Origin of the sequence: Rhodococcus sp. NPDC060086, assembly GCF_042730275.1 — a bacterium.
Taxonomy (GTDB): domain Bacteria; phylum Actinomycetota; class Actinomycetes; order Mycobacteriales; family Mycobacteriaceae; genus Rhodococcus.
This window is the reverse complement of record NZ_JBHWWZ010000046.1, coordinates 15,632-37,638: the sequence shown is the minus strand read 5'-3', so window position 1 is coordinate 37,638 and position 22,007 is coordinate 15,632. Positions and strand designations below refer to the sequence as shown.

The window sequence follows — 22,007 nt, the reverse complement described above, 5'->3', positions numbered from 1 at the left end:
ACCCCGAGACCAACGAGGCAAAGATCCGACTGCCACACCGACCCTCGACCACACTGCTCGTCGACACCCGACACGACCCGAAGGGGGTCCGGGGGCGGATCGCCCCTGGTCAACGCCGAAAACGCGACTCGGCGCACCGAACCGGGGGACGATTCCCGAGTTCGATGCGCCGAGGTGAGATTGACAGGCATCAGACGTGGACGTTTTTTGATGTCGGTCTGATTTTTTGTTGATTCCGATTTGACGCTGAAAAGTTGATATTCCGATGTCGTTGTGATGCTCAGACGGTGACGGAAGTGTCGGCCTCGGAGAGCCAGCGGTAAACGGTGGCGACGGAGCGGTCGACTTCTTGGGCGATGACGGGCACGTCCACTCCGGCCTGGCGTCGAGTCAGTGCCCACTCGCGACGTTCCTCGTGGGAGTGGAAGGTCGGGATGGGGGTGGCGTCGAGGTGCGCGCCGGGTAGGTGGGGCAATGGCACCTCGAGCTGTCGCATGAGAGCACCAGCGGTCGCGGTGCGAGTCGGTTGCGCGGCTGGGGTCTCGTTTGCGGTCTCGGCGGCGGCACGGTTCTCGGTGATGGTCGTGACGTGAGTCGTGGGTGCGGTCGCGTTCTCGTGTGCGGTCTCACGGCGCGGCTGTGTCGCGGGCGCGGATTCGATGTGAGTCTCGGCGGGGTTCTCGGTGGGTGCGGCGGTGCGACGGCCGAGAACGGTCAGCGCGTGGGTGGAGGCGAGCAGTGAGATCGGCGGGAGTGTGGCGATCACGGCGGCGAGAACGGAGTTGAAGCCGGGGGTCGTGGTGAGAACGGCGTGGATCGCGTTTCCTGCGATCGAGACGGTGGCGGCTCCGATGAGAATCTTCCAGAAGAATCGTCGCGCCCGGTGGTCGTGCCGTCGGGAGACGACTCCCATCGTTGCTTGCAGGATCGTTCCGTCGACGATGACGGGGAACAGGAAGGCGATCTCTCTCGGTTGGCCGGCCTGGATGCACAGGTCTCGCAGTGCGAGGAAGCTGAGAATGAACGCGGCCGCCCCGATTCCTACGGTGATGGTCACGCCTGCGAACCACATGGATCCGCTGACGGCTGTCACGTTCTCGGGCGCTGAGGCGTTCTTGTTCTTGTATCGCTTCGTCCACTTCATAGTTCCCATAGTAACAATGAGAACCATGATATGAGAAGGGGTTTCTCAGATGAGAGTCGCAGGTCACGACCGGATCGAGTCGGCAAGGTGAGATGAGAGACGACTGCGCCCTGGCTGGTTCTCGGGGGAGCCGGTCGGGGCGCGTGATGGTTCTTATCGTTCGGGTCGGCGTCTCGCGATGCCGCAGGACCGTCGCTTCGAGTGACGCTGTTTGATCTGTTGATGACCGTGATGCGGGTGCTTTGCGTAAGAAGGTAGCCGGCTTGGCCCGCGACTGACTGGATGCTGCACGCCTCAGAATGCTCCGTGGTGAGCCACCCGTAGATACGCTCCGATGTCGGTCAGAGGGGGCAGACGCACTCGCTCCCACCCAGGGCCGGCGATGCGGCAGCACGTTCGAACAGCATCGACACCAGCCCGGCAGCGAACTGGTCCGGCTCCCGAATATCCATCATGCCGCCCGGAAGAAAGAACCGGCCGACGCGCATCTGCTCGTCGGTGGGGAACTGCATCTCGAGACGGTAGCAGCGACGGAACCGGGTCCGGAGGAAGGTGAACGCGACGGTGGTCTCGCGGACCCATTCGAGCGCAAGTGGACGGAGATCATCGCGGATCACCCCTTTCCTGGACAATGCGGCCTGGGCTGCGGCGAACGAGGCCCCGAGCCCGGAATCCTCCGGTGGCGGCTGGAGGCGAAGATCCCAGTAGGTGCCGCGGTGATCCATGTGCGGCTGATAGAACCGGTTGTTGAGCGAGCGGTACTCCTCGACGAGACGGTCCGACTCGACCGTGCTCCGGTACACGATGTAACTGCCCGGGTGGTGACTGGCCCGCTTCTGCCAGTCGAAGTCCGGTGGAGCGTCGATCTGCGTGTTTTCGGCCGAGAAGAACACTGCCACCTCGAAACGCCGATCAGCACGGTCGCGATCGGGGGCATAGAGGTAGAGCGGTCCGAGACTCACCGGTGCCGTGGACCGAACCACATGAACGGCCTCGAGGGGCCGCAGTGCGGTGCCGAAGATATGGAACCGCACCATGCGGTTTCTGTGTGCGGGGATGAAGGTTCCGTCGTCGTCGACGAACCGGTAGTCCACCCACACGGTCACCGGCCGGCCCGCGACCTCGACCGCATACCCGTGTGTGGGGGGACTGAGACGGCCGTCGAGGATCGCATGCACGTCGATTCCGTCATCACCGACGGGAATCGGATCACGCTCAGACATGGCTTCGGTTCCGACAGCGTCGACCGAATGACGAGACCCACGGGTGATAATTCGTCACGAGCATTTGCTCCTGGGGACTCCGCATCAGGCGAAGAGATGGATCTTACCTCCCGCAGATATCGCGTTGCCTGCTGAATCGACACCCACGTAGGTGGGTCTGTACGGCTTCTTCTGGCCTCTCTTGCCACCGGCATGGCTCGTCGCTGGGGTCGCGTCGTTGGCGAAGCCCCGTCCCAGTGGATCGACCCGCGACAGCGGCCAATACGGGTAGCTCAGGAAGGGTCAGTTCGCGGCGATCAGGCCGAAGACGCCGACGACGAATCCCATGAGGCCGCAGTAGAGGAAGAAGCCAGCGCCGAGCCTGTTCTTCTCTTGCCGTTCCCTCTTGGTCACGCTTTTTCGCCGCATGTACTCGCATGCTCCGAAGCAGATGAGCGCCGCGATGATCAGTAGCCACCACAGACCCGTGAGACCTCCGGCGAGGTTGCGGACGGGTTCGGGTGGGCCGTCGAAGCCGAGGTAGGTGGTTCGGGCGTAGAGGTGGGGTTCGTTCACGTCGGTGGCGGTCCTTGTCTCAGGCTCGGTCAGTCGGTGGTCGGCACTGTGTCACGCGGCACCGACTGATCTTGGTGCGTCGTGGTGCGCCCCGCTTTCGGCTCGACGGTGAGAACGGCGACCGCTACGACGAGAACGACGGCGGCAACTGTCATTCGGCCGGCTACCAGATGGGCATTGTTTGTGCTGCTGGGAGCGTTATCGTCGCGGATTCTCGCGCACACTCGCATGGGTGCTTGAGGGGTCTCTGTACTGCTGCCTCATGTTAGGGATTCCATAGTAATAATGGGTTATATGAGGCGTGAGAGTCCCACTGGGGGTGAGAATGGGTGTTCTCATCGTGTCCTCAACGCATGGGATGTGCGACTGAGAACCGGTCAGGTGCGATTCCAGCGGCCGACGCCGGTCTGGGCGGTGGACTTGACTTCCCCGGTGGTCGGGGCGTCCCAGCTGTGGCCGTTGTTGTGTTCGGCTTCGAGTCGTTCGATTGTCTCGAGGACGGCGGTCTCGAGGAATTCGCTGAAGGTGCTCGGCGGGAGGACTGCGCGGGTGCCGAGGTAGGCAGCGCGGATGCGTTCGGCCTGGTCGGTGTGGAACCCGAGTTTGGGGCGCGGTGTGCGTGACGTCTCGGTCATTGCTGGTCCTGTTCTCCTGGGCGGCCGGGGGCGTTGCGTCCGACGCCGGTCTGGGAGAGGGATTTGAGTTCGCTGCGGCTGGGGGTGCGCCAGGGCCGGCCGTCGTTGTGTTCGGCTTCGAGACGTCCGGTGGCCTCGACCAGCAGGTCGGTGATGAACTCGCTGAGGGTGGCCGGGGGCAGGATGGCGCGGGTGCCGACGTAGGCGGCGCGAATCCGGTCGGCGTCGGCTTCGCTGATGTCGAAGGCCATGCGCTTCTTCCCGGTCATGGTTCTCATCGTAACTTCGGTACGTGAAGCACAGCCTCTGCGACGAGTGGACATGTTCGAGGGTTCGAAAGGGAGAAGGCGGGGCGGATACCTGATATGGCTTGGCATGACCTACCCGAATAATGTCTGTATATGGCTCGGCGTGTCCTACCCGAATACTCGATCTTGGTAGTGCACAGTACTCGGCATGGAAACGGCAGGGGAGTCTCTTCTCACTGACGAGCAGTGGGGAAACGAGGTGCTACTGCCGCATCGGCCGTTCGCGACGAACCAACTCGAGCACGGTCAGTACCGAATGAGCCGTGACCAGGCATTGATGATGCGCTACATCCAGCACTCTCCACACGCGTTGCTCGGATCGATCGTCATCGACTGTGACCACCCCGATGCGGCGATGCGGGCGTTCGAGAAACCGTCGGATCATCCGACGCCGAGCTGGGTCGCGCAGTCGCCCTCCGGGCGGGCGCACCTGGGTTGGTGGCTGGGCGACCATCGAGTCTGCCGTACCGACTCGGCGCGGTTGACTCCGCTGCGCTATGCCCATCGCATCGAGCGAGGTCTGTGTATCTCCGTCGGCGGGGACTTCTCCTACGGTGGGCAGCTGACCAAGAACCCGATCCACCCTGAATGGGAAACCATTTACGGCCCGGCAGACCCGTACTCGTTGCGGGATCTGGCGACCATCTACACACCTCGTCAGGCGCCGCGCCGGCCCGACCGCTCCGTGGGTCTGGGCCGCAATGTGACGATGTTCGACACTGCCCGTAAGTGGGCGTACCCACAGTGGTGGCACCATCGTCAGGGCACCGTAGACCAGTGGCTCCAACTGGTTCTTCAGCGTTGTCACGGAATCAACAGCGAGTTCGCCGACCCTCTTCCTTTCATCGAGGTCCGTGCCACGGCGTACTCCATCGGCAAGTGGATCTGGCGTAACTTCGACGAGGGGACGTTCCGGGCGCGCCAGGCAGCACGCGGCAGCAAGGGCGGCAAGGTCATGAGCTCCGCCAAACGGGAAGCAAACAGGAAGCGGGCCACCAAGTTCAATCTGGCGACAGCATTGGAGTTCGCGCAATGAGCGGCAGCGCCCAGGCACAACAACGTCGATCCATCACCGCAAAGGAACTGGCACGCCGGCTCGGCTCGTCGGAGCGCACTGCACGTCGCCTGATTGCCGAACCCCGAGACCAATTCCTCGAACGCGCAGAACGCCGACGCAAGCAGGTGGTCGAACTTCGCCAGCAGGGGATGAAGTACCGCGAGATCGCCGAGAAACTGGAGATGTCGACCGGAGCGGTGGGTCGGATACTGCATGATGCCCGCAAGCTCGAGGGGTAGGAGCGGCTTCCGCGGGAAACAATTCGATTCCCCTTCGCCGCTGTGGTTCTGACCGGAGCGAGAATTTCGTTCAGTAGCGGTGCCAGTCGAAGCGGTCCCCGCGGGTCCGGGTGCGCATGCCCGAGCGCTGGAACAGTATCTGCCGGATCTCGGCGAGAGCGGTGGCACGGGTGTCGTCGCTGGCCGGAGGATGAGCAGCACGCCGGTCGAGTTCGGCGCGACGTTCGGCGGCGCGGCGGTCCTGGATCTCAGTGCGGCGCTCGGTGGGGGTAGGCCCTGACCACACATCGGCGAGGGCACGGAGCTGCCAGCGCAGGAAAGCGGTCGGGGACGCTAGGTGTGGGAGGTTGCGGTCGCGGCGGAACTCGGTGATCTGGTCGGCTATGTCGTCGCCGGTCCATCGGGTGGTGTCGATGCCTGCGGCGGTCAGGGCATCGGCGATCGCTCCGACGTGGTGATGGGTGATTCCGGGGACGTAGTGGCCATTCCGATCCACGCCGCGGTATTCGGGCATCGTGGGACCGAGTCGGTCGGCCAGGCGCGCTGCGGCGATCTGAGCGTGCAGGGGTCGTGGGTCGCCCTCGGCCTTCGTCGAAGCCCGGGCGCGGCGCGTAGCGCGCGCGTTGGTGATTACTTGAGAACGAGAGATACCTGTAGAACCCAAAGGGTTCTCCGGTAGATCCGCATGATTCGGAAACTGGGGATAAACAGAAGAGTTGGCAGTGAACTTGCTGGTCAAGGCCCACACGGAAGCTGCGCGAAGTTGCTTTCCACCGTGGGTGAGGCTGGCTTCGATGCGTTCGGCGATGGTGAGGTAGCGGCCGCGGACGAGCTCGACGGCGGCTCCGATGCGGCGAAGGATCTGGCGGGCACGATCGAGGACGTCGGTGCTGATGCCGGCGTACTCGGCGAGGGTGTCGCGGGCGGCGGTGAGGCTGCGGCCGGTGGACTCGTCGGCGTAAGCGGCGTGAGCGTTGGCGGCGGCGATGAACTTGTCCGGGGCGATGCGGTGCTCGTGGCAGATCTTGATGCCGGTCTCGCTGCGGGCGAAGGTGATGATCTGGCGCATCCAGCCCGCGCGGGAGTCCCAGACGGGGATGGGGGAGTAGGCACCATCGGCTACGCGAAGGTTGTAGCTGCCGCGACGGCGACCACGGCGGGTCTGGGGAGCGGCGCGGCCGGGACCTCGACGGTTGTCCCGGGCGGTGTGTGCGCTCCGTTGAGGGCGACACGCGGGAATGTGATTTGAGACGGAAGTTGGCCCAAACGAGCAGCGCTCGCTAATATGCATAACGAAGACTTTCTGGTGAGAAAGTTCGAGTGGCCCGAGAGAGTTTGGCGACTGGCTCGGTCACATATTCGGTTTGGAAGACCCCTCGCTTGGCAGGCGGGGGGTTTTCTGCATCTGAGGGCGGGCTAGTTGGCGGCTAGCAGCCCTCTCTGGTGGCGTTTACACGGTTACCGCCTTGATCTCGCGGGCAAGGTCCGGTCGACCGGCTTGGAGTGCGAGCAGGTCGGCGACGTATTGGGACAGCGCGACCTTGGCGTCCTTGGCATCGTTGCGGAGCTGTTCGTGCAGCTCAGCGGGGATGCGTAGAGTCATCGCGGCGCGGTCGCCTTTATGCGGCTGTGCCATGCGTAACCCCCCGTTCTTCAAGATCGGCCCGTTGAATCTGACTCAGGTTAGCGGCTGCGAGCGCGGATGTCAGTTACCCCCGTACATCGGCGTGGCGCGTGTCGACTAGTGGGACGGCAGTCAGGGAGCCCTTGAGCGGTGGGAGGCGGCGGTGTGCCTCTCACCGGCGGTGGGGCACACTCTCACGAATGGCGTCACCGCAGCTTTCGACAAGCAGCCCTGCGACCACCGACTCCCCGCCGATTCCGCAACCTCGATGGAGACTGCCGCTGGTGGGTGATCTGCTCAGCATCGATGTGGCCAAGCCGGTTCAGCGTGAGATGCAGATGGCGCAGGAACTCGGGGGGATCTTCGAACGCAAGATCCTGCAGCACCGGTTGATCGTGGTCTCGGGCGCCGATCTGGTGCGCGAGGTCAACGACGAGGAGAAGTGGGCGAAGTTCCTCGGCAAGCCGCTGCGCAAGCTTCGCGTCATCGCCGGCGACGGACTGTTCACCGCGTTCAACTCCGAACCGAACTGGAGCAAAGCCCACAACATCCTCGGGCCTGGCTTCAGCCAGGCCGCGATGCGCGGCTATCACGACTCGATGCTCACCGTCGTCGACCGACTGGTCGACAGCTGGGACAGCGCTGCGGCCGGCGGCGAGTATGTGGACGTGCCGAAGAGCATGACGTCGCTCACCTTCGACGTCATCGGCCGGTGCGGCTTCAGCTACGACTTCGACTCGTTCGGCCGCACCGAACCCGATCCGTTCATCGCGGCGATGAGCCGGGCGCTCGAGTACATCAATCGCTCGTCGAACGACATCCCGATCCTGCGGGCCCTGTTCGGCCGCAGTGCCAGGGAGCAGCACGCACGCGACATCGCGCTGATGCAGGCCACGGTCGATCGCATCGTCGAGGAGCGGATGCGCTCCGGTGAGCAGCACGGCGATCTGCTGGACCTGATGATGCACACCGTCGATCCCGACACCGGTGAGCAGCTCGACCGTGAATCGATCCGCAATCAGGTGCTGACCTTCCTGGTCGCGGGTAACGAGACCACTGCGGCCACTCTGGGGTTCGCGGTCCATTTCCTGAGCCGACATCCCGAGGTGGTGGCGAAGGCACGCGCCGAGATCACCGAGGTCGTCGGTGCCGACGGCCGGATCGGGTATGAGCAGGTCGCCAAGCTGCGGTATGTGCGGCGGGTGGTGGACGAGACGCTGCGGTTGTGGCCGGCCGCCCCGGGTTATTTCCGCAAGGTACGCGGTGAGACCACCCTCGGCGGCCGGACGCTGTCGAAGGGTTCGTGGGTGTTCGTGCTGTTGCCGCAACTGCACCGCGACCCGCTGTGGGGCGACGATCCCGAGCGGTTCGACCCGGACCGGTTCGAGCCCGCGGCCGTGCGGAAGCGGCCGGCGCACATCTTCAAGCCGTGGGGCACCGGCATCCGGGCGTGTATCGGTCGGCAGTTCGCGTTGCACGAGGCGGTGCTCACGCTCGCGTCGCTGATCCGGCGGTACGACTTCGCTCCGGAACCGGGCTACGAGCTCGACGTGCACGAGGCGATCACTCTCAAACCGCGGGGGTTGAAGGTCAAGGTCTCACGGCGGTGACGGAGGCTGCCGACAGGTAAGTTCCCCCTGGGCAGCCGTACTGTGCCCACGGTTCGGGGGAGGTTATACGTCAATGGTTCTCAACGAGTGGCATTTGGTCGAGACGTTGGTCGACGGCGAGATGTCCGTTGTCAGCTGCGGTGGCGTAGTCAAGGATTGGGCGTCGGTGACCCGGCATGTTCAGCCGGCCCCGGATCTTCCGGTCACGCCGATCATCGACGAGGTGATCCGCACTCGTCGGCCGATCAAGATCGATCTGCGCTCGCGCAAGGGGGCGCAGAAGGCGTTTCACATCGAGGCACTGCCCGTTCTCGGCCCGAGCGGGGAGGCGCACGGCGTCCAGGTGTGGGTGGGGGAGCCCGGCCGGGTTCCCGCCCCGCCTCGGATCGCAGCGGGGATTGCGTGGAGTCTCGAGCGGATGGTGATCGGCCAGACGGTCGAAGCATCGATGATGTCCGGGGTACTTCCGGAAGAGCACGTTCCGGAGCGAACTCCTGCGGAGTACATCGCCAAGGCGGTGAAATTCGACGATTCGGCGTCGTTGTTCGAGCTGGGCATCGACCCGGTGCACGGTCGCCGGTGGGAGGCTCCGATGTCAGTTCTGCACGCCGACGGGCGGATGATGCGCTGGTACTGCTGGGGCAAGGGCCGCACTGATCCAGGCAACGTTGGATTGCGGCTGCTGTGGCACGACGTCTCCGACACGACGACGCCCGAGTTGCCGACGTTGAGCGAGCTGGGAATGCAGGAGATGCTGCGATCGGCGGGGGTCTACACCGGCGTCTTCGCCGCCGACCTCGCTGTGTTGACGATGTGGCTGCCCGATGCCCCGCCGTGGGTGGCCTGGCGAAACATCAAAGGTGGAAACGAGATCGTGCATCCCGACGACCGGCATGTGCTGGCCGATGCGCTGGCAACGTTTCGTTCGGGGGATACCGCCGCTCGGTGCGTCCGCGCTCGTCTGCGTTCCGAATCGGGATGGCGGGCAGGGCAATTGTCGATCAGCCCGTATCCCGGTCCGCTCAGCGACCGTCTGGTACTCGTTCAGATTTCAACGATGTCGGACGAATTCGATTCGGCCACAGAGAATTTTCAGGGATCCGATCAGGGGTCGTCGGGCGGGTAGGTTGGCCCCGGCCTCGTGGGCGTGATCTGGTAATTTGTCTTCCGCGTCCCCGCCCGTGGGGATTTCCCGGGGCCTGTCCACTCGGCCTCGGATGCAGCACAGCCGGTTTCGGCCGCTTCCGCATGGCCTGCGTGAGGTGGGCTGCTATCTCCGCGGGGGGAGCTCAGACGTGGTTATCCGTATTTGTCGTGCGTCGACACAAGGTGTGTCGCGCGTGTCAGACGGGTGCGCCAGGCGGTCGGGTTCGGGTCCGTTCATAGGCGGCACGGATCTCTGCTGTGTCCACTCCCAGGGCTCGAGCGAGCCCTTCGGCTACCGGCTCGCGCAGCGAGGTTTCCCCCAGCTCGAGGCTGCTGAGCGATGCCGTGGAGATGCCGACTTGCAGCGCCAGCTGGGGCTGAGTCAGGCCGGCCTGGACGCGCAGATCGCCCAGGTACCGCTCGTGCGGGGGGATGCGCACCAGCTCGGACATCGGAACATCGAGCGCGGCAGTGACACGGGCCAGACGGTCCACCTGCGGGGTCGCCTGCCCGGATTCCCAGGCGCGCACGGCGGCCACGCTCACTTCGGCGAACCTCGCCAGGTCGCCACGGGTGTAACCCTTCTTCGTCCGCAGCTCGATCAGCCTCTCACGGTCGAATCCCCGAAGAGGCCGTCTCGTCATGCCCGAAACCTTTCCACGAGCCATAACACTGCCCTACAGGAATGGCTTGCGTCATCTTCCACTGGAATAGATTTTGCTGTAACGTTCCGGAATAGAGTTTCAATGAAGGGTTTCGTGGCGAAGGAGGTAACGATCGGCTGAGCCGAGGAGCGTCTGGCCGGCGACCAGCGCGAGTCACGGTGAGGCCGCCAGCAAAGGGAAAACCCCGGACACGTGTCAGTGATTGGCGTCGGTGTCACGTATCCGGGGTTGAACCACCTACGTACCAACCCGTCCGGGCTGACTACGCAAGCTCGGGCACCAGGTCACTGCGGACGAGAGCCCACTTCCTTGTCGGGCGCTGCTGTTCTGGCGTTACTCGACTGTGCGCGCCGGCAACAGCGTTCCCGCGCCTAGTCGGCGCTGTCGACACGTGCACAAGCGGACTACCTCCCCTGTGGTGACCACCCGATCTTCTCGGCCCTGACGGATCCCTGTCTCGCTCAGGTCCTTCACGCATTCGGGATTCGATTCATTCGCAGAAAGGCGAGGTACATGTCCGTATCCAACGAAGATCAGCTGGTTTCCGGCACCGGCAGACACCGGCGCCGCCGAACGACCAGTGCGGTGCTCAGCACCGCGACTCTGGCACCGGCGGCAGCCGGGTTGCTCATTGCCTTCGCGCCGATGGCAGCAGCAGCGCCGACCGACGACTCCGGCGGTGGACAGGCGGGCATCACGTCCCCGCCGCAGTCCGGTGGTGGGCAGGCGGGCATCACCTCCACGCCACCTTCGACTTCTGCTCCTGCGCCCTCGGCTCCTGATCCGCAGCCTGCCGAGAACTTCTGGGTAGCGCCTCCGGCCGAGTACAACCGCGGCACCCGCGCCTACAACCCGCAGACCGGCGGTGGTGTGTCGATGGCGCAGTACAACGGCTATTCGGGCGGCGACAACTCCGGCTACTCCGGTTACAGCGTTCCTGCTCCGCAGGCGCCGGTCGTGGTGGAAGGTCCGACCCTGCCGATCGAGGCTCCGGTCAACAAGATGCGTTTCGGCCGGGTGATCTTCGACCAGCCGAACTGGGTCTCGGACGTCGATGCCGACAAGACCAATCGCACGACCGCAGTGGTCGAGGCGATGGTCACCGACTACCACCGGTCGACCGGCGTGGAGACCGAAGAGGCCGAAAAGATCGCCTCGGCCCAGGTTGCAGGCACGGCTGTAGGTGCAGCGACCGGCTTCGGCACCGGCTGCCTCGCGGCTGGTGTCCCGACCGCACTGGCAGTGGGCACGGTCGCGGGCATCGTCGGGGCTGGAGCAGGCACGATGGTGCCTCTGCCGATTCCGGGGGTTGCTCCCGTGACCTCGGGCGTTGCCGCTACCGCCGCTGGTGCGGCGGCCGGATTCGGCGTCGGATGCGCGGTCGGTGGTGGACTGGGCGCACTCGGCGGCGGTCTGGCCGGGTACGGGGTCGGCACGGCTTACGGCGCGGGCGAGGATGCCACGCCGATCGAGACCGAGGTGCCCGACATCGAGGCCGAACAGGTCACAGAACAGGTCGACACCACGCTCGCGCAGTGGTCGGAGGATCCCATCGGTGCGGCTGCGGTCGACGCTGTGCAGACCTTCGCCACCGAGACCGCACCTGCGATCGATGAGCAGGTCCGCGACTTCGTTCAGGCACAGCCCGGTGGCGAGCAGGTCATCGAGCAGGTCGACCAGGCACTCGACTCGTTCTTCACCGACGCGACGCCGGGGCTGGCATCGCGCCTGGTCAGCGAGGCGGTCGGTCTGGGTCTCGGCGCGCCCGCTCCGGCAGTCGACGCCTGAGTCCAGTCGAAGAGGGAGACGAACCGATGAAGCGGAACGACCGAGCGGGCTCACCTCGGGTGTTCGATGCGACCGCACCTCGCACCCGCATGGTTCGGGAGTCGGTGCCGGTGTCGGTACCGGCGGCCGAAGAGCGCTTTTCCTCCGGGAGAACCGCGTCCGCCCGTGAGTCGGCGTCTCGAGTGGTCGCGGCGGCCGATGCCGGTCGCCGCGCCACTCACCCGACCACGCAGGTGACCACGCGCCGCCCTGTCGGGAAGGGACTGACCTATGCCGGTCTCGGCTTCGCGGCCGTGGCCGTCGTGGGACTGGCCGGCTGGGGCATCACCGCTCTCGTCGGCGGCGGTGACGACGACGCGGACTTCGGTGGCCTGGTCCCGGACATCGCAACCGCTGCGCCGACAGCGGCAGCGGCAGCGGCAGATGATCCGTGCTCACCTGGCGAGGGTGACCAACTCTCCGGCGAAGGGGTGATCGCGGCGCTCGAACACCGCTATTACCTGCTGCGTTCGGGTGAGTCGGTGCGGGAGTTGATGGCCCCTGATGCGTCGTTGCCCGACGCGGCAATGATCCAGCAGGGCATCGACACCGTGCCGCTGGGGACCACGCACTGCCTCGAGGTCACGGCCATCGGGCCGAACACCTACAGCGCGCAGATCACCGAGGTCCGCCCGGATCGGCGCAACGAGTTCAAACAGCGCATCACAACGACCACGGCCGAGGACGGCCGAGTGATGATCCGCTCCATCGAAGAGGTCGGGTCATGAGGAAAGCAAGTCTCGCTCTGGCAGCGGCAGCAGTGACCACCGCGGCCGCGGTGAGCACACCGACGGTTGCTCATGCAGCGGAAACGAACGGGTGTGCGCGCACGATCGCGCTGATGATTCCCGGCACGACGGAAACGTCCGCTCATGCTGATCCGACCGTGCCGACGGGCATGCTCGCGGCGGTCGGTGACGCACTCGAGCAACGGTTCGGCAAGAACCTCGACGTGGTGTACGTGCCGTATCCGGGCGAGGCGTTCTTCAACGGCACGTCCTATGCCGAATCGAAGTCGCGGGGCGACAAAGCGGCAGCGGAGTTGATGGAGCGGTGCCCGTCGTCGACGTACCTCATCGCCGGGTACAGCCAGGGCGCGCAGATCGGCAACGATCTGGCCGTCAACATCGGCCACGGTCTCGGCCCCGTCACTCCGCAGCAGGTCAAGGCGGTGATCCTGCTCGCCAATCCGAAGCGGGGCACCGAGGGCGCAACGTTGATCGGCCCGCCCCTGAGCGGTCAGGGCATCGCGGGGCCGGCCCCGGAAGGGTTCGGCAAGCTCGCGGGCAAGGTGTTCGACATCTGCCACCCGGACGATGCGTACTGCAACACCGATGGTCAGTCGACGCCGTTCCTGGCGTCTCTGGGCCGGATCATCGCCAATCCGCCGGGAGCGGTCGATGTCTCTACCGAACTCGCCTCGACTGCATCACCCCAGACTCCGACGATCACCGACACGTCGACAGTGGCGCAATCCTCCCTGGTCGATGAGCTGTCCTCACCGGGGACCTGGCGCAACGCGGATCTGTCAGCGGTGTTCGGGGCAGCCTCGCAACTGGCCGAGTCGGTGTCTTCGCTCGATGCCGCTGGTCCGACGTCGACCACCTCAGCGGCGAACATCGCCCGCATGACGCAGCAGGCGCGGCTGGTGTCGGAGACTTTGACGCCGGTCGACCAGGCGCGACAGTGGATCGACAGCAATCCGGGCGCGCGTGAGACGTTCACCTCAGCTCCCGAGGGATCGCCGGAGGCGACCACGGCGAGCGTGCTCGACATGCTCGAGCAGGTCGATGTCCCGGCAGTGTTGTCGGCCGCCGAAGCGGTGACCGGGGTGAGCACGGCCCTGCTCGAGTCACGGGCCTCGGGGGAGTCGGTCGATGTGTCGACGCTGGCAGGGTCGGCAGATGCGCTGGTCGCGGGTCTGTCGCCGTTGGCGGCCTCGGGTCCGGTGGAGTTGCGGACGGCAACGCAGGTGCTTTCGGTAGCCAAGCCGACGACGATCATCAATCAACTGCTGGGCGTCGTCTCCGGCGTGACCTCGGTCGACTATCCGGCGGTGGCGGCCGGGTTGCAGCAGCTTCCGATCAAGATTGCCACCGGCGATGTGCACGGGGCGCACGCGGTCGCGGGCGATCTGAACAATCAGCTCTCCCCGCTGGTGAAGATGGCTGCCGGGGTGGATTTCAAGACACTCTCACGGCTGGTGGCGATGGTTCCGGACCCGTCCGGCACGGCCGCAATCGCCGCGCTGGTGCTTGATCTGCTCGGCAACGTCGATGTGATCCGCTTGGCCCGCAATGTCGGCGAGATTCAGGAAATCGCCTGGTCGGTGGCCGAAAGCGGGAACGTGCTCGAGCTGTCTCGGCTGATGCCGGTGGCGGTGGATCTGGCGCAGGTGGCTCTCGGCGTGCTCACCCCGGGCCAGAAGATGAGTCCCGATCAACTGCACGATCCGGGCGATCCGATCGGCTCGCTGATGTCGGTGCAGGCACAGGACAGTGATCTGGCCGGCCTGGGCCAGTCGGTGATGACGCTGGCGAGCAGTGACAGTGCGGCCGAGCTGGGGCAGCTGGTGGCCGAAGGATTCACCGCGGCGAGTTTCTACGCCTCGAATTCGCACATTGCGTATCCGAGCTGGTCCCCGGATGGGAGGGACAACGCGATCGACACGATGGTGAAGGTTTTCGCCAAGGCGATCGGCTGAGGCCGGTCGGTCCTGGTCAGCGGGTGGTGCCGCTGCCAGGACCGGGAGCCTTCCACTAACACGGCATCCGACCTCGGGCGGGCGGATGCGAAGTCACTCACGTGCATGGCCTGGGCGGGCTAGCGACAAGCACTCATGCAAAGGGGGTGAGAACGTGGCTTCTTCGACGACGAAAATTACGCTGGCAGCCAGCGTCGTGGCCCTGATGGGTGCGCTGGTGATGTGCGGCAGCGACAATCCCGATCCGGACAACTGCCTGCCGACGCAGGGACCGTCCCGGTCACCGAACAGCCTGCGTGCTGCCACCGGCAAGAAGGTGCAGCCGATGGTCACCGGCACCTACACGTTCACCTCCGGTTTCGGCCCGCGCTGGGGTACCTCGCACAACGGCATCGACCTGGCGGCGCCGATCGGTACGCCCTTCTATGCACCGATCGACGGAATCGTTGTTGCAGCAGGAGATTCCGGCGCGAGCGATGAGAACGGTTTCGACAACTGGATCATCGTCGACTCGGCCACCGCGGACGGGTCGACCATCTCGACGGTCTACGGGCACATGCTCCCGGACGGTGTTCTCGTCTCCGTCGGTGACGAGGTGCGCGCCGGGGATCTGATCGGCCTGGTCGGCAACGCCGGAGGTTCGACCGGACCGCACCTGCATTTCGAGGTCTGGCCCGGCGGCCGACTAGACGGTGGATCTCCGATCGACCCGATGCCGTGGCTGGCCGATGCGTCTGAACTCGACGCCCCGCAACAGCGTCCGACCTCGCCGAATGTGCAGCTGGTCGCGGCCGAGACTCCGCTCGGTGCCGGTTGCACCGGCCTGACGCGCCCCGGCGGACGCTCCCTCGCGCCGGGATCGGTCCCCGAGGAGTTCCGGGAGTGGATCGTCAAGGCGGCTCAGACCTGCGAGGCGATCGACGCTCCTTTGCTGGCCTCCCAGCTCTACGCCGAGAACCAGTTCCGCTACGGTCCCTCCTCGCCGGTGTCTCCGGCGGGGGCACGCGGGCCGGGGCAGTTCATGCCCGCAACCTGGGCCTCGATCGGCCAGGACTACGACGGTGACGGCGTGGCCGACGTGAATTCCATCGGTGATTCGGTGATGGCGATGGCCGTCTACGACTGCCAGATGTGGGAGCAGACGCAGCAGTGGCTCCGCGAGGGAAAAGTTTCAGGTGACGGCACCGAGTTGATGCTCTCGGCCTACAACTGCGGGCCGGGCAACACACTCGCTTCCGGCGGGGTGTGCGGCAACGCGGAGACCACGAGCTACGTCCGCAATATCCTGGCCGGCCGCGCTGACTTCGCCGGTGTCGACCAGCCTCGGCCGCCGTCGGTGAGTGGTTCGCGGGTGGTCGATGCAGCACTTGGATGGCTGGGCACCGATTACGCCTGGGGCGGCGGGGATGCCACCGGCCCGACTCGCGGCATCGCCGATGGCGGTGTCGCCGATGAGCACGGCGACCACAACAAGGTCGGCTTCGACTGCTCGGGCCTGGTCGTGTACGCGGTGGCGCAGGCGACGGACGGAAGAATCGTTCTGCCACACCAGGACTCCGCTCAGGTCAACGATCCTCGGGGGACGCCTGTAACCGAGGCGGCGGACTTGCAACCCGGAGACATCGTGCAGCCCTACCCCGGCCACGTGTGGATCTGGATGGGGGACAACAAAGTTGTCGAAGCGCCCCAGTCCGGAGAGAAGGTCCGGATCACCGAATGGACGCCCCAGAAACATGTCAGAGCAATCCGATTTAATTGATGCACAACGGATTTCATACGCCAGAACATCGGAAACGATGACACACCAGGAAGGGAACATCACACCGTGAGCGAAGAGTGGGACAAGGCGGAATCGGCCGTCCGCACCCTCGGATCGACCCGGACAGTGCAGGCGATGACGGCCTCGGACCTGCGGGCTTGGGCTGCGGAGAACAACCTGATGACGCGCACTCAGTGGCCGAAGATCAAGCGCGAGCTCTACAAGCAGTTCGATGTGGACTACGACGCCCTGCGAGAACGCGAGCAGCGTGAACGGGCCGAAAAGCTGGCCGCGGCCGCGGCATCGGCTCCGGTGGTGTCTTTGGCCTCGGCCGGCGACGAACGTGGCTCGTTCGCCGTCGTCGGCGATGCCGACACCAGCGATGTCGCCTGGTACGGATCGTTCCACAAGGACGATCGGATCTTCCGGCCCGGCGATCAGGACTCGGCGGATGAGGCCAGCGCCGGTAAAGCCGTGTTCCTCGCTGCGAAAGTCCGCGACCATCTTGAGGTCGAGGCGGTTCGGTTGCGTCTGCGGGTGAGCAGTGAACGCATCGACGGGGTGAAACTGGCCGATCTCGCGGCGAAAAAGCAGGTCATTCTCGATCTCGAGGTGACGCCGACCGGCAATCCGGCCGAGCAGTGGTGCCTCGAACCGGGCTACGGCGAATGGCGGGCGATCCGCCTGTCGGATCTGGTGGTGGCCGAATGATCCGCCGACTGGCACTGATCGGTGTCCTCGCCGGAGCCCTAACGGTGGCCGGATGCAGCTCCGAGACCGACCAGGACCAGAGCACTACGAACTCGTCGGCACAACCGTCGTCGACGGAGGCATGGCCTCCCACCGAACCGGCTGCGCCCATCGAGCAGTCCACCCCCGTTCCGGCGGCACCGAGTGTGGACACTTCCGATCCGGGCGAGCTCGGCCGCACGGTCGTCGAGACCTGGTTCTCCTATGACACCCGTACCGACACCAATCGCAACGACGCGCCGGTGCGGGCCGCCGATCTGGGCGTGCTGACCGGCGAACTCGACGCGCAGGTCCGCGCCGATGTGCAGATCCCGGTCAAGGCCAGCGGTGAGTGGGCACAGTGGGCGTCGCAGGGCGCGACGGTCACCGCCGTGGCGGTGGAGGTCCCCAACCAGGGACAGGCCAATACCGCGACGAAGTATCACGGCATGTACGAGGTGACCAGCACGGTCACCGATTCCAGCGGCACCGAGATCGGCACAGACGTGCAGTACGTCGCCGTGGTGCTGACCGACAACGGCGACGGATGGCGCGTTTCGTCCGTCACCACCCTGTGAGGTAAGCGTGATGGCTGACATCGCTGACTACAACCACGAACCGACCATCGACCCGCGTCGGCTGCGGCTACGCCCGAGCCGTCCCGCTCTCGAACCCGAACCGGCCCCGGCCCCGGCTCCCGAGCCTGTAACCGAGGACATCGCCGATCCGTACGGGGTCGGAGTAGATGCTCTCGCGGCCGTCGACGAGCCGATCGCGCCGACAGCAATGCCGTCCACCGGGCACGGCGCACTGTTCGACGAGGCCGCCTCACCGGCACTTTCTCAGCCTGCTCAGTGGGGTTGGCGGGGTCGGATCAATGCAGCTCTGGGAACGAAACTGGCCCCGAAGGCGGCATCGGCAGAGACCGGCCACCGGGCGGCGGTCGAAGCGATCCAGCGAACGCTGCCGGGTTCGGGCACGGTCGCTGTGGTCAACACCAAGGGCGGAGCCGGCAAAACTCCGACGTCGATTGCCCTGGCAGCGATGCTCGGTAAGCATCGCGGCCGCGGGGTCGTGGCAGTGGATATGAGCGAGGCCGGCGGCACCCTCGGCATTCGCGCAGCGCGCACCGCACCCATCGAACGCACGGTGTGGGATGTCCTCGACAACGCATCGCGGCTGATGTCGGCCGACGTCGAGGCGGGGGAGCTGGCGGCGTATCTGCGGCTCCAGCCCACCCACGACGAGATCCTGGCCGGGGACACCGATTCTTCCTACGACGACATGCTCGGCGAGGACGAGTGCGCGGCGTTGGGCGCGGTGCTTCGTCGCCATCGCGACCTGTTGATTATCGACACAGCCACCACTCCGCAGGCCGGGGCATGGCAGTGGGCGGTGCGCCACGCCGACGTGCTGGTGGTGCCGCTGCCGATGCGCCGGGACATGGCGCAGCACGCGTACGCGATGCTCGACGGCCTCCGTAAGCGGGGGTTCGAGCATCTGGTGCGCTCTGCGATCGTGCTGCTGTGCGCGACACCGGGGTCCGATCCGAACCTCGAAACTGCGATTGTCGACGAGTTCGACTCTCTCGGTGTGCAGACCTACGTTCGGGTCCCATTCGAGCCGGTCTTCGCCACCGGTGAGCGGATCACGCTCGAGGCGTTGTCGCAGAGTTCGATCATCGCGTGGACGAATGTCGCGGCGATGGTGACCGATGCGCTAGCCGAGGCCATCGTCGAGCGGCAGGCCGGACTCCGGCAGCAGGGGGTACCGGCTCCGGCGATCGCCCCGGAACCGGCTCCGCCGACGTTCGCGGCGGACGTTCCGAGCTTCGTAGCGCCCCAGCCGGCCCCGGCTCCCGAGTCGGTTCCCGCAGCTGAGCCGCCCCCGGCCCCGGTAACCGAACCCACTGCCGCTCCTGCTGTCCGGGTGCCTGAGACGGACCCGGCCAGGGACCTGCCCCTGGACTACCGGCCCACCGCCGAGGCGGCGGAAGCGGCCCCCGAACCGGACGCCTCGAGCGAATCCGCTGCTGAGGTGCACCAACCGCCGGCCCCGGCCCGGCGGCCGCAACCACCGAAGCCGTCGAGCTTCGATCCCTACGCCTGACCTTCTGTGTGAAAGGACTCTCAATGATCCTGTCAAGCCGCCACCGTGGTGATCGGCACGTTCGGTTGCCAGGTGCGGTTGTCGCGGAGGAGAGCGTAGAGAACGTCCACGCGCCGCCGAGCCAGGCAGATCGTGGCCTGGACGGGACGCTTACCTTCGGCACGTTTGCGCTGATAGTAGGCGCGGGATCGAGGATCGCAACGGACCGCGGTCAACGCCGACATGTACATCACCCGGCGCAGGCGCCTGCTGTAGCGCTGAGGGGTGTGCAGACGCCCGGTGCGTTTACCCGAATCCCTGGGCCGCGGCGCCAACCCGGTCCAGGCAGCGAGTTGATCGGCCGAGCCGATCAGGGCGGGGTCACCCACTGCAGCAAGGAATTCGGCTCCGAGCCGGAATCCCATACCCGGCAAGCTCAGGATCACTTCGGCCAGAGGGTGACGGCGAAATCGGGCCTCGATCTCCGCGTCCACGGCCCTGATACGTGCGTCGAGATCGATCACCGCCTGCGCCAATTCGGCGACCAGTTCGGCAGCGACATCTTCCCCCGGCAACCGCACGGTCTGCGCCTTCGCGGCGGTGACTGCGGCCCGGGCGATCGATTCGGCGTGGCGCACCCCGGCCCCGGTGAGCATTGCGGCCAGTCGGGCCGCCCCGACGCGGCGGATCGCTTTCGGTCGCTGGTAGCGGGCCAGCAGCACCACCCAGCCCCGGTCCGAGGAGATCTGCGCGACGCGTTCGAGTCCGGGGCAGATCGCGACGAGTTGCTGACGCAGCCGGTTGATGGTCCGGGTACGGTCGGCGACCAGATCGGTGCGGTGGCCGGTGAGCATCTGCAGCTCACGGATCAACTCGTCGTCGGGACGCAGAACGGGCAGGTCCGACCGCATCCGGGACTGATCGGCGATCACCCGGGCGTCGCGGGCGTCGGTCTTGGCTTCGCCGCCGCGGTAGACCGACGATGCCTGCCACACCGAACGTCCGGACAGGTAGCGCACCGGTTTCCCGGCGTCGGCCAGCACAGTCAGCAACAAGGTGACGTAGGCGGTGGTCAGATCCACCGCCCACGACACCGTCTCGGCGAGTGCGTCGACCTCGGTGATCACCGCACGGATCGTTGCTTCGTCGTTGTCGCATCGCCGCGACAGCACCACCGTCCCGGAGGTGTCGAGTACGCATATCCAGTGGTGTTCTTTGCCGACGTCGACTCCTGCCCACAGTTGCGAACCGGTCATCGGATTTCCTCGTTTTCGCTTGTGTTCCGGCCTGGCCCCGATGGACGCCTCCGCCGGCATTTCCTTAAACAAGCGATCATTCGCAGATCTCAATCAGCGGTCCGAGGTGTCCAGACAGGTCGGGTGGCCAGTCCTTTCAAGCCCCACTCGAGAGTGGGCAAACCTTATGCAGCCTCGCCCGGCCCGCCCGGGTTACAGCTCAACGTAACTCTCACGAAGTAACTGCACCTACGAACTTAAGGACCCCTGTGATGTCTCGCAATACCTCGATGCGGTCGCTACCTCGTAGCGTGGCCCGTGCTGCGTCCCTGCTGTCGGCCACGATCGGCACGGTGTTGCTCACCGCCGGCACCGCCTCGGCTCAGACCGACAATCCACTCGACGGAATCTCCCCTGATCTGGGGGTGTTCGGTCCTACGTTCCAGAGCACCTGGTCGCGGATTGCGGGCGGTATCTGGGGTGCGGTCCTGGCGGTATCCGCAGTCAACCTGATCATTTCGCTCTACAAGATCCGTAAGGCTCGCGCCGGGGGCTACCAGAGCGAATTGAGCGATTCGATGGATTCGGCCAAGACCGCTGGTGTGGCGTTCGGTTGCGTGGCCGGAGCCGGGATCATCGTCGGCGCCATCTTGTTCGTCGTCAACGGCTGATAGCCGATCTACCAGCGCTGTTAGGAGAATCAGATGGCACCCGATTTCAGCTCGATCAAGCCGGGCTCCCAGCAATCGCCCTCGGCAACAGCAGCACCGACGCCGACATCCTCGGCGAAGACGGCAGAGACCAAAGGATGGAAGGCAGCGTTCGACAGACTGCCCTCATGGTTCAAGTACGGCCTGGTGATCCTGCTCGTGGTGACGATCCTCGGGATCATTCTCGCGGGGCTGAGCGGCGGTAGCTCGGAGTCCGACACGGTGCGGACCGGGCACGGTCCCAACTCGATCACCAACGGGATTCCGCATGGCTATGACCGCACCGAAGCCGGAGCACAGACCGCAGCAACGAACTTCGTGCAGGCCGCAAACCAGGTCTCTCTCGGTCGAATCTCTGCCGAGGAAGCCAAATCGGCCCTCGTCGGTAGCAACGCCAGCGATGCGCTGCTGGCAGTCCTTGACGAGAGCGTGACTCAGGCCGAGGGCACGGTGATGAACGTCCTTCCCGCCCTGGTCAACGTCACGGACTACTCGGATGACCGTGCGGTGGTGTCGGTGTGGGCAGTCTCGGCGAGCCAAAACGATCTGAGCGGCACGGGCAAGGTCAGCGTCCTTACTGTCTGGTCCACGACCACGGTGACCTTGGAGTGGGAGAACGGGGATTGGAAGGCCGTGGATTGGACGTTCCGGTCCGGTCCCGAGCCCGAAGAGGTCTCGTTCCCCGAAGGGGATTCCACTCTCGCCGAGTTCGGCGCGAACGGCCTCTACACCTTCTTCGTGGAGTAATC

23 protein-coding genes are annotated in these 22,007 nt (G+C 65.6%); 13 read left to right on the top strand and 10 right to left on the bottom strand.

The annotated features are described in order from the left end of the window. Nucleotides 1-280 precede the first annotated feature (280 nt). The 6 genes from ACFWB0_RS20605 to ACFWB0_RS20580 form a co-directional block, all read right to left on the bottom strand. A complete protein-coding gene (locus ACFWB0_RS20605) occupies nt 281-1,144 on the bottom strand; it encodes a DUF2637 domain-containing protein (RefSeq protein ID WP_371054018.1) in 864 nt (287 codons plus the stop codon). Between the two features lie 341 nt (nt 1,145-1,485). Continuing rightward, a complete protein-coding gene (locus ACFWB0_RS20600; RefSeq protein WP_121209540.1) occupies nt 1,486-2,367 on the bottom strand; it encodes a hypothetical protein in 882 nt (293 codons plus the stop codon). Between the two features lie 282 nt (nt 2,368-2,649). Further along, on the bottom strand, nt 2,650-2,922 hold the full coding sequence (locus ACFWB0_RS20595) for a hypothetical protein (RefSeq protein WP_106202008.1): 273 nt from the start codon (nt 2,920-2,922) through the stop codon (nt 2,650-2,652). 29 nt (nt 2,923-2,951) lie between these two features. Then, the gene (locus ACFWB0_RS20590; protein WP_378492287.1) at nt 2,952-3,077 is read right to left on the bottom strand and encodes a hypothetical protein; all 126 of its coding nucleotides are present in this window, start codon (nt 3,075-3,077) and stop codon (nt 2,952-2,954) included. A gap of 222 nt (nt 3,078-3,299) precedes the next feature. Beyond that, the gene (locus ACFWB0_RS20585) at nt 3,300-3,557 is read right to left on the bottom strand and encodes a hypothetical protein (protein ID WP_371054017.1); all 258 of its coding nucleotides are present in this window, start codon (nt 3,555-3,557) and stop codon (nt 3,300-3,302) included. Beyond that, on the bottom strand, nt 3,554-3,826 hold the full coding sequence (locus ACFWB0_RS20580) for a hypothetical protein (protein ID WP_371054016.1): 273 nt from the start codon (nt 3,824-3,826) through the stop codon (nt 3,554-3,556). The genes ACFWB0_RS20585 and ACFWB0_RS20580 overlap by 4 nt, the downstream gene beginning before the upstream one ends. 187 nt (nt 3,827-4,013) lie before the next feature. Between ACFWB0_RS20580 and ACFWB0_RS20575 the strand changes: the two genes are divergently transcribed. Both ACFWB0_RS20575 and ACFWB0_RS20570 read left to right on the top strand, forming a co-directional pair. Further along, a complete protein-coding gene (locus tag ACFWB0_RS20575; RefSeq protein ID WP_371054015.1) occupies nt 4,014-4,901 on the top strand; it encodes a replication initiation protein in 888 nt (295 codons plus the stop codon). Beyond that, complete coding sequence (locus tag ACFWB0_RS20570) at nt 4,898-5,161, top strand: sigma factor-like helix-turn-helix DNA-binding protein (RefSeq protein ID WP_072815822.1); 264 nt, start codon at nt 4,898-4,900, stop codon at nt 5,159-5,161. The genes ACFWB0_RS20575 and ACFWB0_RS20570 overlap by 4 nt, the downstream gene beginning before the upstream one ends. Nucleotides 5,162-5,231: 70 nt before the next feature. Here the strand turns inward: ACFWB0_RS20570 and ACFWB0_RS20565 are convergent, their stop codons facing one another. Both ACFWB0_RS20565 and ACFWB0_RS20560 read right to left on the bottom strand, forming a co-directional pair. After that, nucleotides 5,232-6,230, bottom strand: a complete 999-nt coding sequence (locus tag ACFWB0_RS20565; protein WP_371054014.1) for a replication protein — start codon at nt 6,228-6,230, stop codon at nt 5,232-5,234. A 381-nt stretch (nt 6,231-6,611) separates the two neighbouring features. Then, complete coding sequence (locus ACFWB0_RS20560; RefSeq protein WP_033098656.1) at nt 6,612-6,797, bottom strand: toxin-antitoxin system HicB family antitoxin; 186 nt, start codon at nt 6,795-6,797, stop codon at nt 6,612-6,614. Nucleotides 6,798-6,985: 188 nt separating this feature from the next. Here ACFWB0_RS20560 and ACFWB0_RS20555 point away from each other — a divergent pair, with 188 nt between their 5' ends. Next, on the top strand, nt 6,986-8,395 hold the full coding sequence (locus ACFWB0_RS20555) for a cytochrome P450 (RefSeq protein WP_371054013.1): 1,410 nt from the start codon (nt 6,986-6,988) through the stop codon (nt 8,393-8,395). 73 nt (nt 8,396-8,468) lie between these two features. Continuing rightward, the gene (locus tag ACFWB0_RS20550; RefSeq protein WP_371054012.1) at nt 8,469-9,521 is read left to right on the top strand and encodes a GAF domain-containing protein; all 1,053 of its coding nucleotides are present in this window, start codon (nt 8,469-8,471) and stop codon (nt 9,519-9,521) included. Between the two features lie 217 nt (nt 9,522-9,738). Here the strand turns inward: ACFWB0_RS20550 and ACFWB0_RS20545 are convergent, their stop codons facing one another. Continuing rightward, entirely contained in the window at nt 9,739-10,185 is a 447-nt protein-coding gene (locus tag ACFWB0_RS20545) for a helix-turn-helix domain-containing protein (protein WP_371054011.1), read from the bottom strand. Between the two features lie 534 nt (nt 10,186-10,719). Between ACFWB0_RS20545 and ACFWB0_RS20540 the strand changes: the two genes are divergently transcribed. The 7 genes from ACFWB0_RS20540 (at nt 10,720) to ACFWB0_RS20510 (ending at nt 19,334) form a co-directional block, all read left to right on the top strand. After that, nucleotides 10,720-11,994, top strand: a complete 1,275-nt coding sequence (locus ACFWB0_RS20540) for an insoluble domain protein (RefSeq protein ID WP_371054010.1) — start codon at nt 10,720-10,722, stop codon at nt 11,992-11,994. Nucleotides 11,995-12,020: 26 nt separating this feature from the next. Next, a complete protein-coding gene (locus ACFWB0_RS20535; protein ID WP_378492286.1) occupies nt 12,021-12,761 on the top strand; it encodes a hypothetical protein in 741 nt (246 codons plus the stop codon). Next, nucleotides 12,758-14,737: a cutinase family protein gene (locus ACFWB0_RS20530; protein WP_371054008.1), complete on the top strand. Its 1,980-nt coding sequence runs from the start codon at nt 12,758-12,760 to the stop codon at nt 14,735-14,737. Before ACFWB0_RS20535 ends, ACFWB0_RS20530 begins: the two co-directional genes overlap by 4 nt. Before the next feature lie 154 nt (nt 14,738-14,891). Beyond that, nucleotides 14,892-16,496 (top strand): peptidoglycan DD-metalloendopeptidase family protein, encoded by a 1,605-nt coding sequence (locus ACFWB0_RS20525; RefSeq protein WP_371054007.1) that lies wholly within the window; start codon nt 14,892-14,894, stop codon nt 16,494-16,496. A gap of 135 nt (nt 16,497-16,631) precedes the next feature. Beyond that, the gene (locus tag ACFWB0_RS20520; protein ID WP_230810934.1) at nt 16,632-17,207 is read left to right on the top strand and encodes a hypothetical protein; all 576 of its coding nucleotides are present in this window, start codon (nt 16,632-16,634) and stop codon (nt 17,205-17,207) included. After that, complete coding sequence (locus tag ACFWB0_RS20515) at nt 17,204-17,803, top strand: hypothetical protein (RefSeq protein ID WP_072815812.1); 600 nt, start codon at nt 17,204-17,206, stop codon at nt 17,801-17,803. Before ACFWB0_RS20520 ends, ACFWB0_RS20515 begins: the two co-directional genes overlap by 4 nt. Before the next feature lie 10 nt (nt 17,804-17,813). Continuing rightward, complete coding sequence (locus ACFWB0_RS20510; RefSeq protein WP_371054006.1) at nt 17,814-19,334, top strand: AAA family ATPase; 1,521 nt, start codon at nt 17,814-17,816, stop codon at nt 19,332-19,334. 32 nt (nt 19,335-19,366) lie between these two features. On the opposite strand, the gene ACFWB0_RS20505 is transcribed toward ACFWB0_RS20510, so the two are convergent. After that, nucleotides 19,367-20,569, bottom strand: coding sequence for an IS110 family transposase (locus ACFWB0_RS20505; protein ID WP_371054005.1), 1,203 nt, complete (start codon nt 20,567-20,569; stop codon nt 19,367-19,369). 251 nt (nt 20,570-20,820) lie between these two features. On the opposite strand from ACFWB0_RS20505, the gene ACFWB0_RS20500 reads away from it, so the two are divergent. Together ACFWB0_RS20500 and ACFWB0_RS20495 are read left to right on the top strand one after the other, a co-directional pair. Then, complete coding sequence (locus ACFWB0_RS20500; protein ID WP_226949904.1) at nt 20,821-21,219, top strand: hypothetical protein; 399 nt, start codon at nt 20,821-20,823, stop codon at nt 21,217-21,219. 33 nt (nt 21,220-21,252) lie between these two features. After that, nucleotides 21,253-22,005 (top strand): hypothetical protein, encoded by a 753-nt coding sequence (locus ACFWB0_RS20495; RefSeq protein WP_260783143.1) that lies wholly within the window; start codon nt 21,253-21,255, stop codon nt 22,003-22,005. Nucleotides 22,006-22,007: the final 2 nt, after the last annotated feature.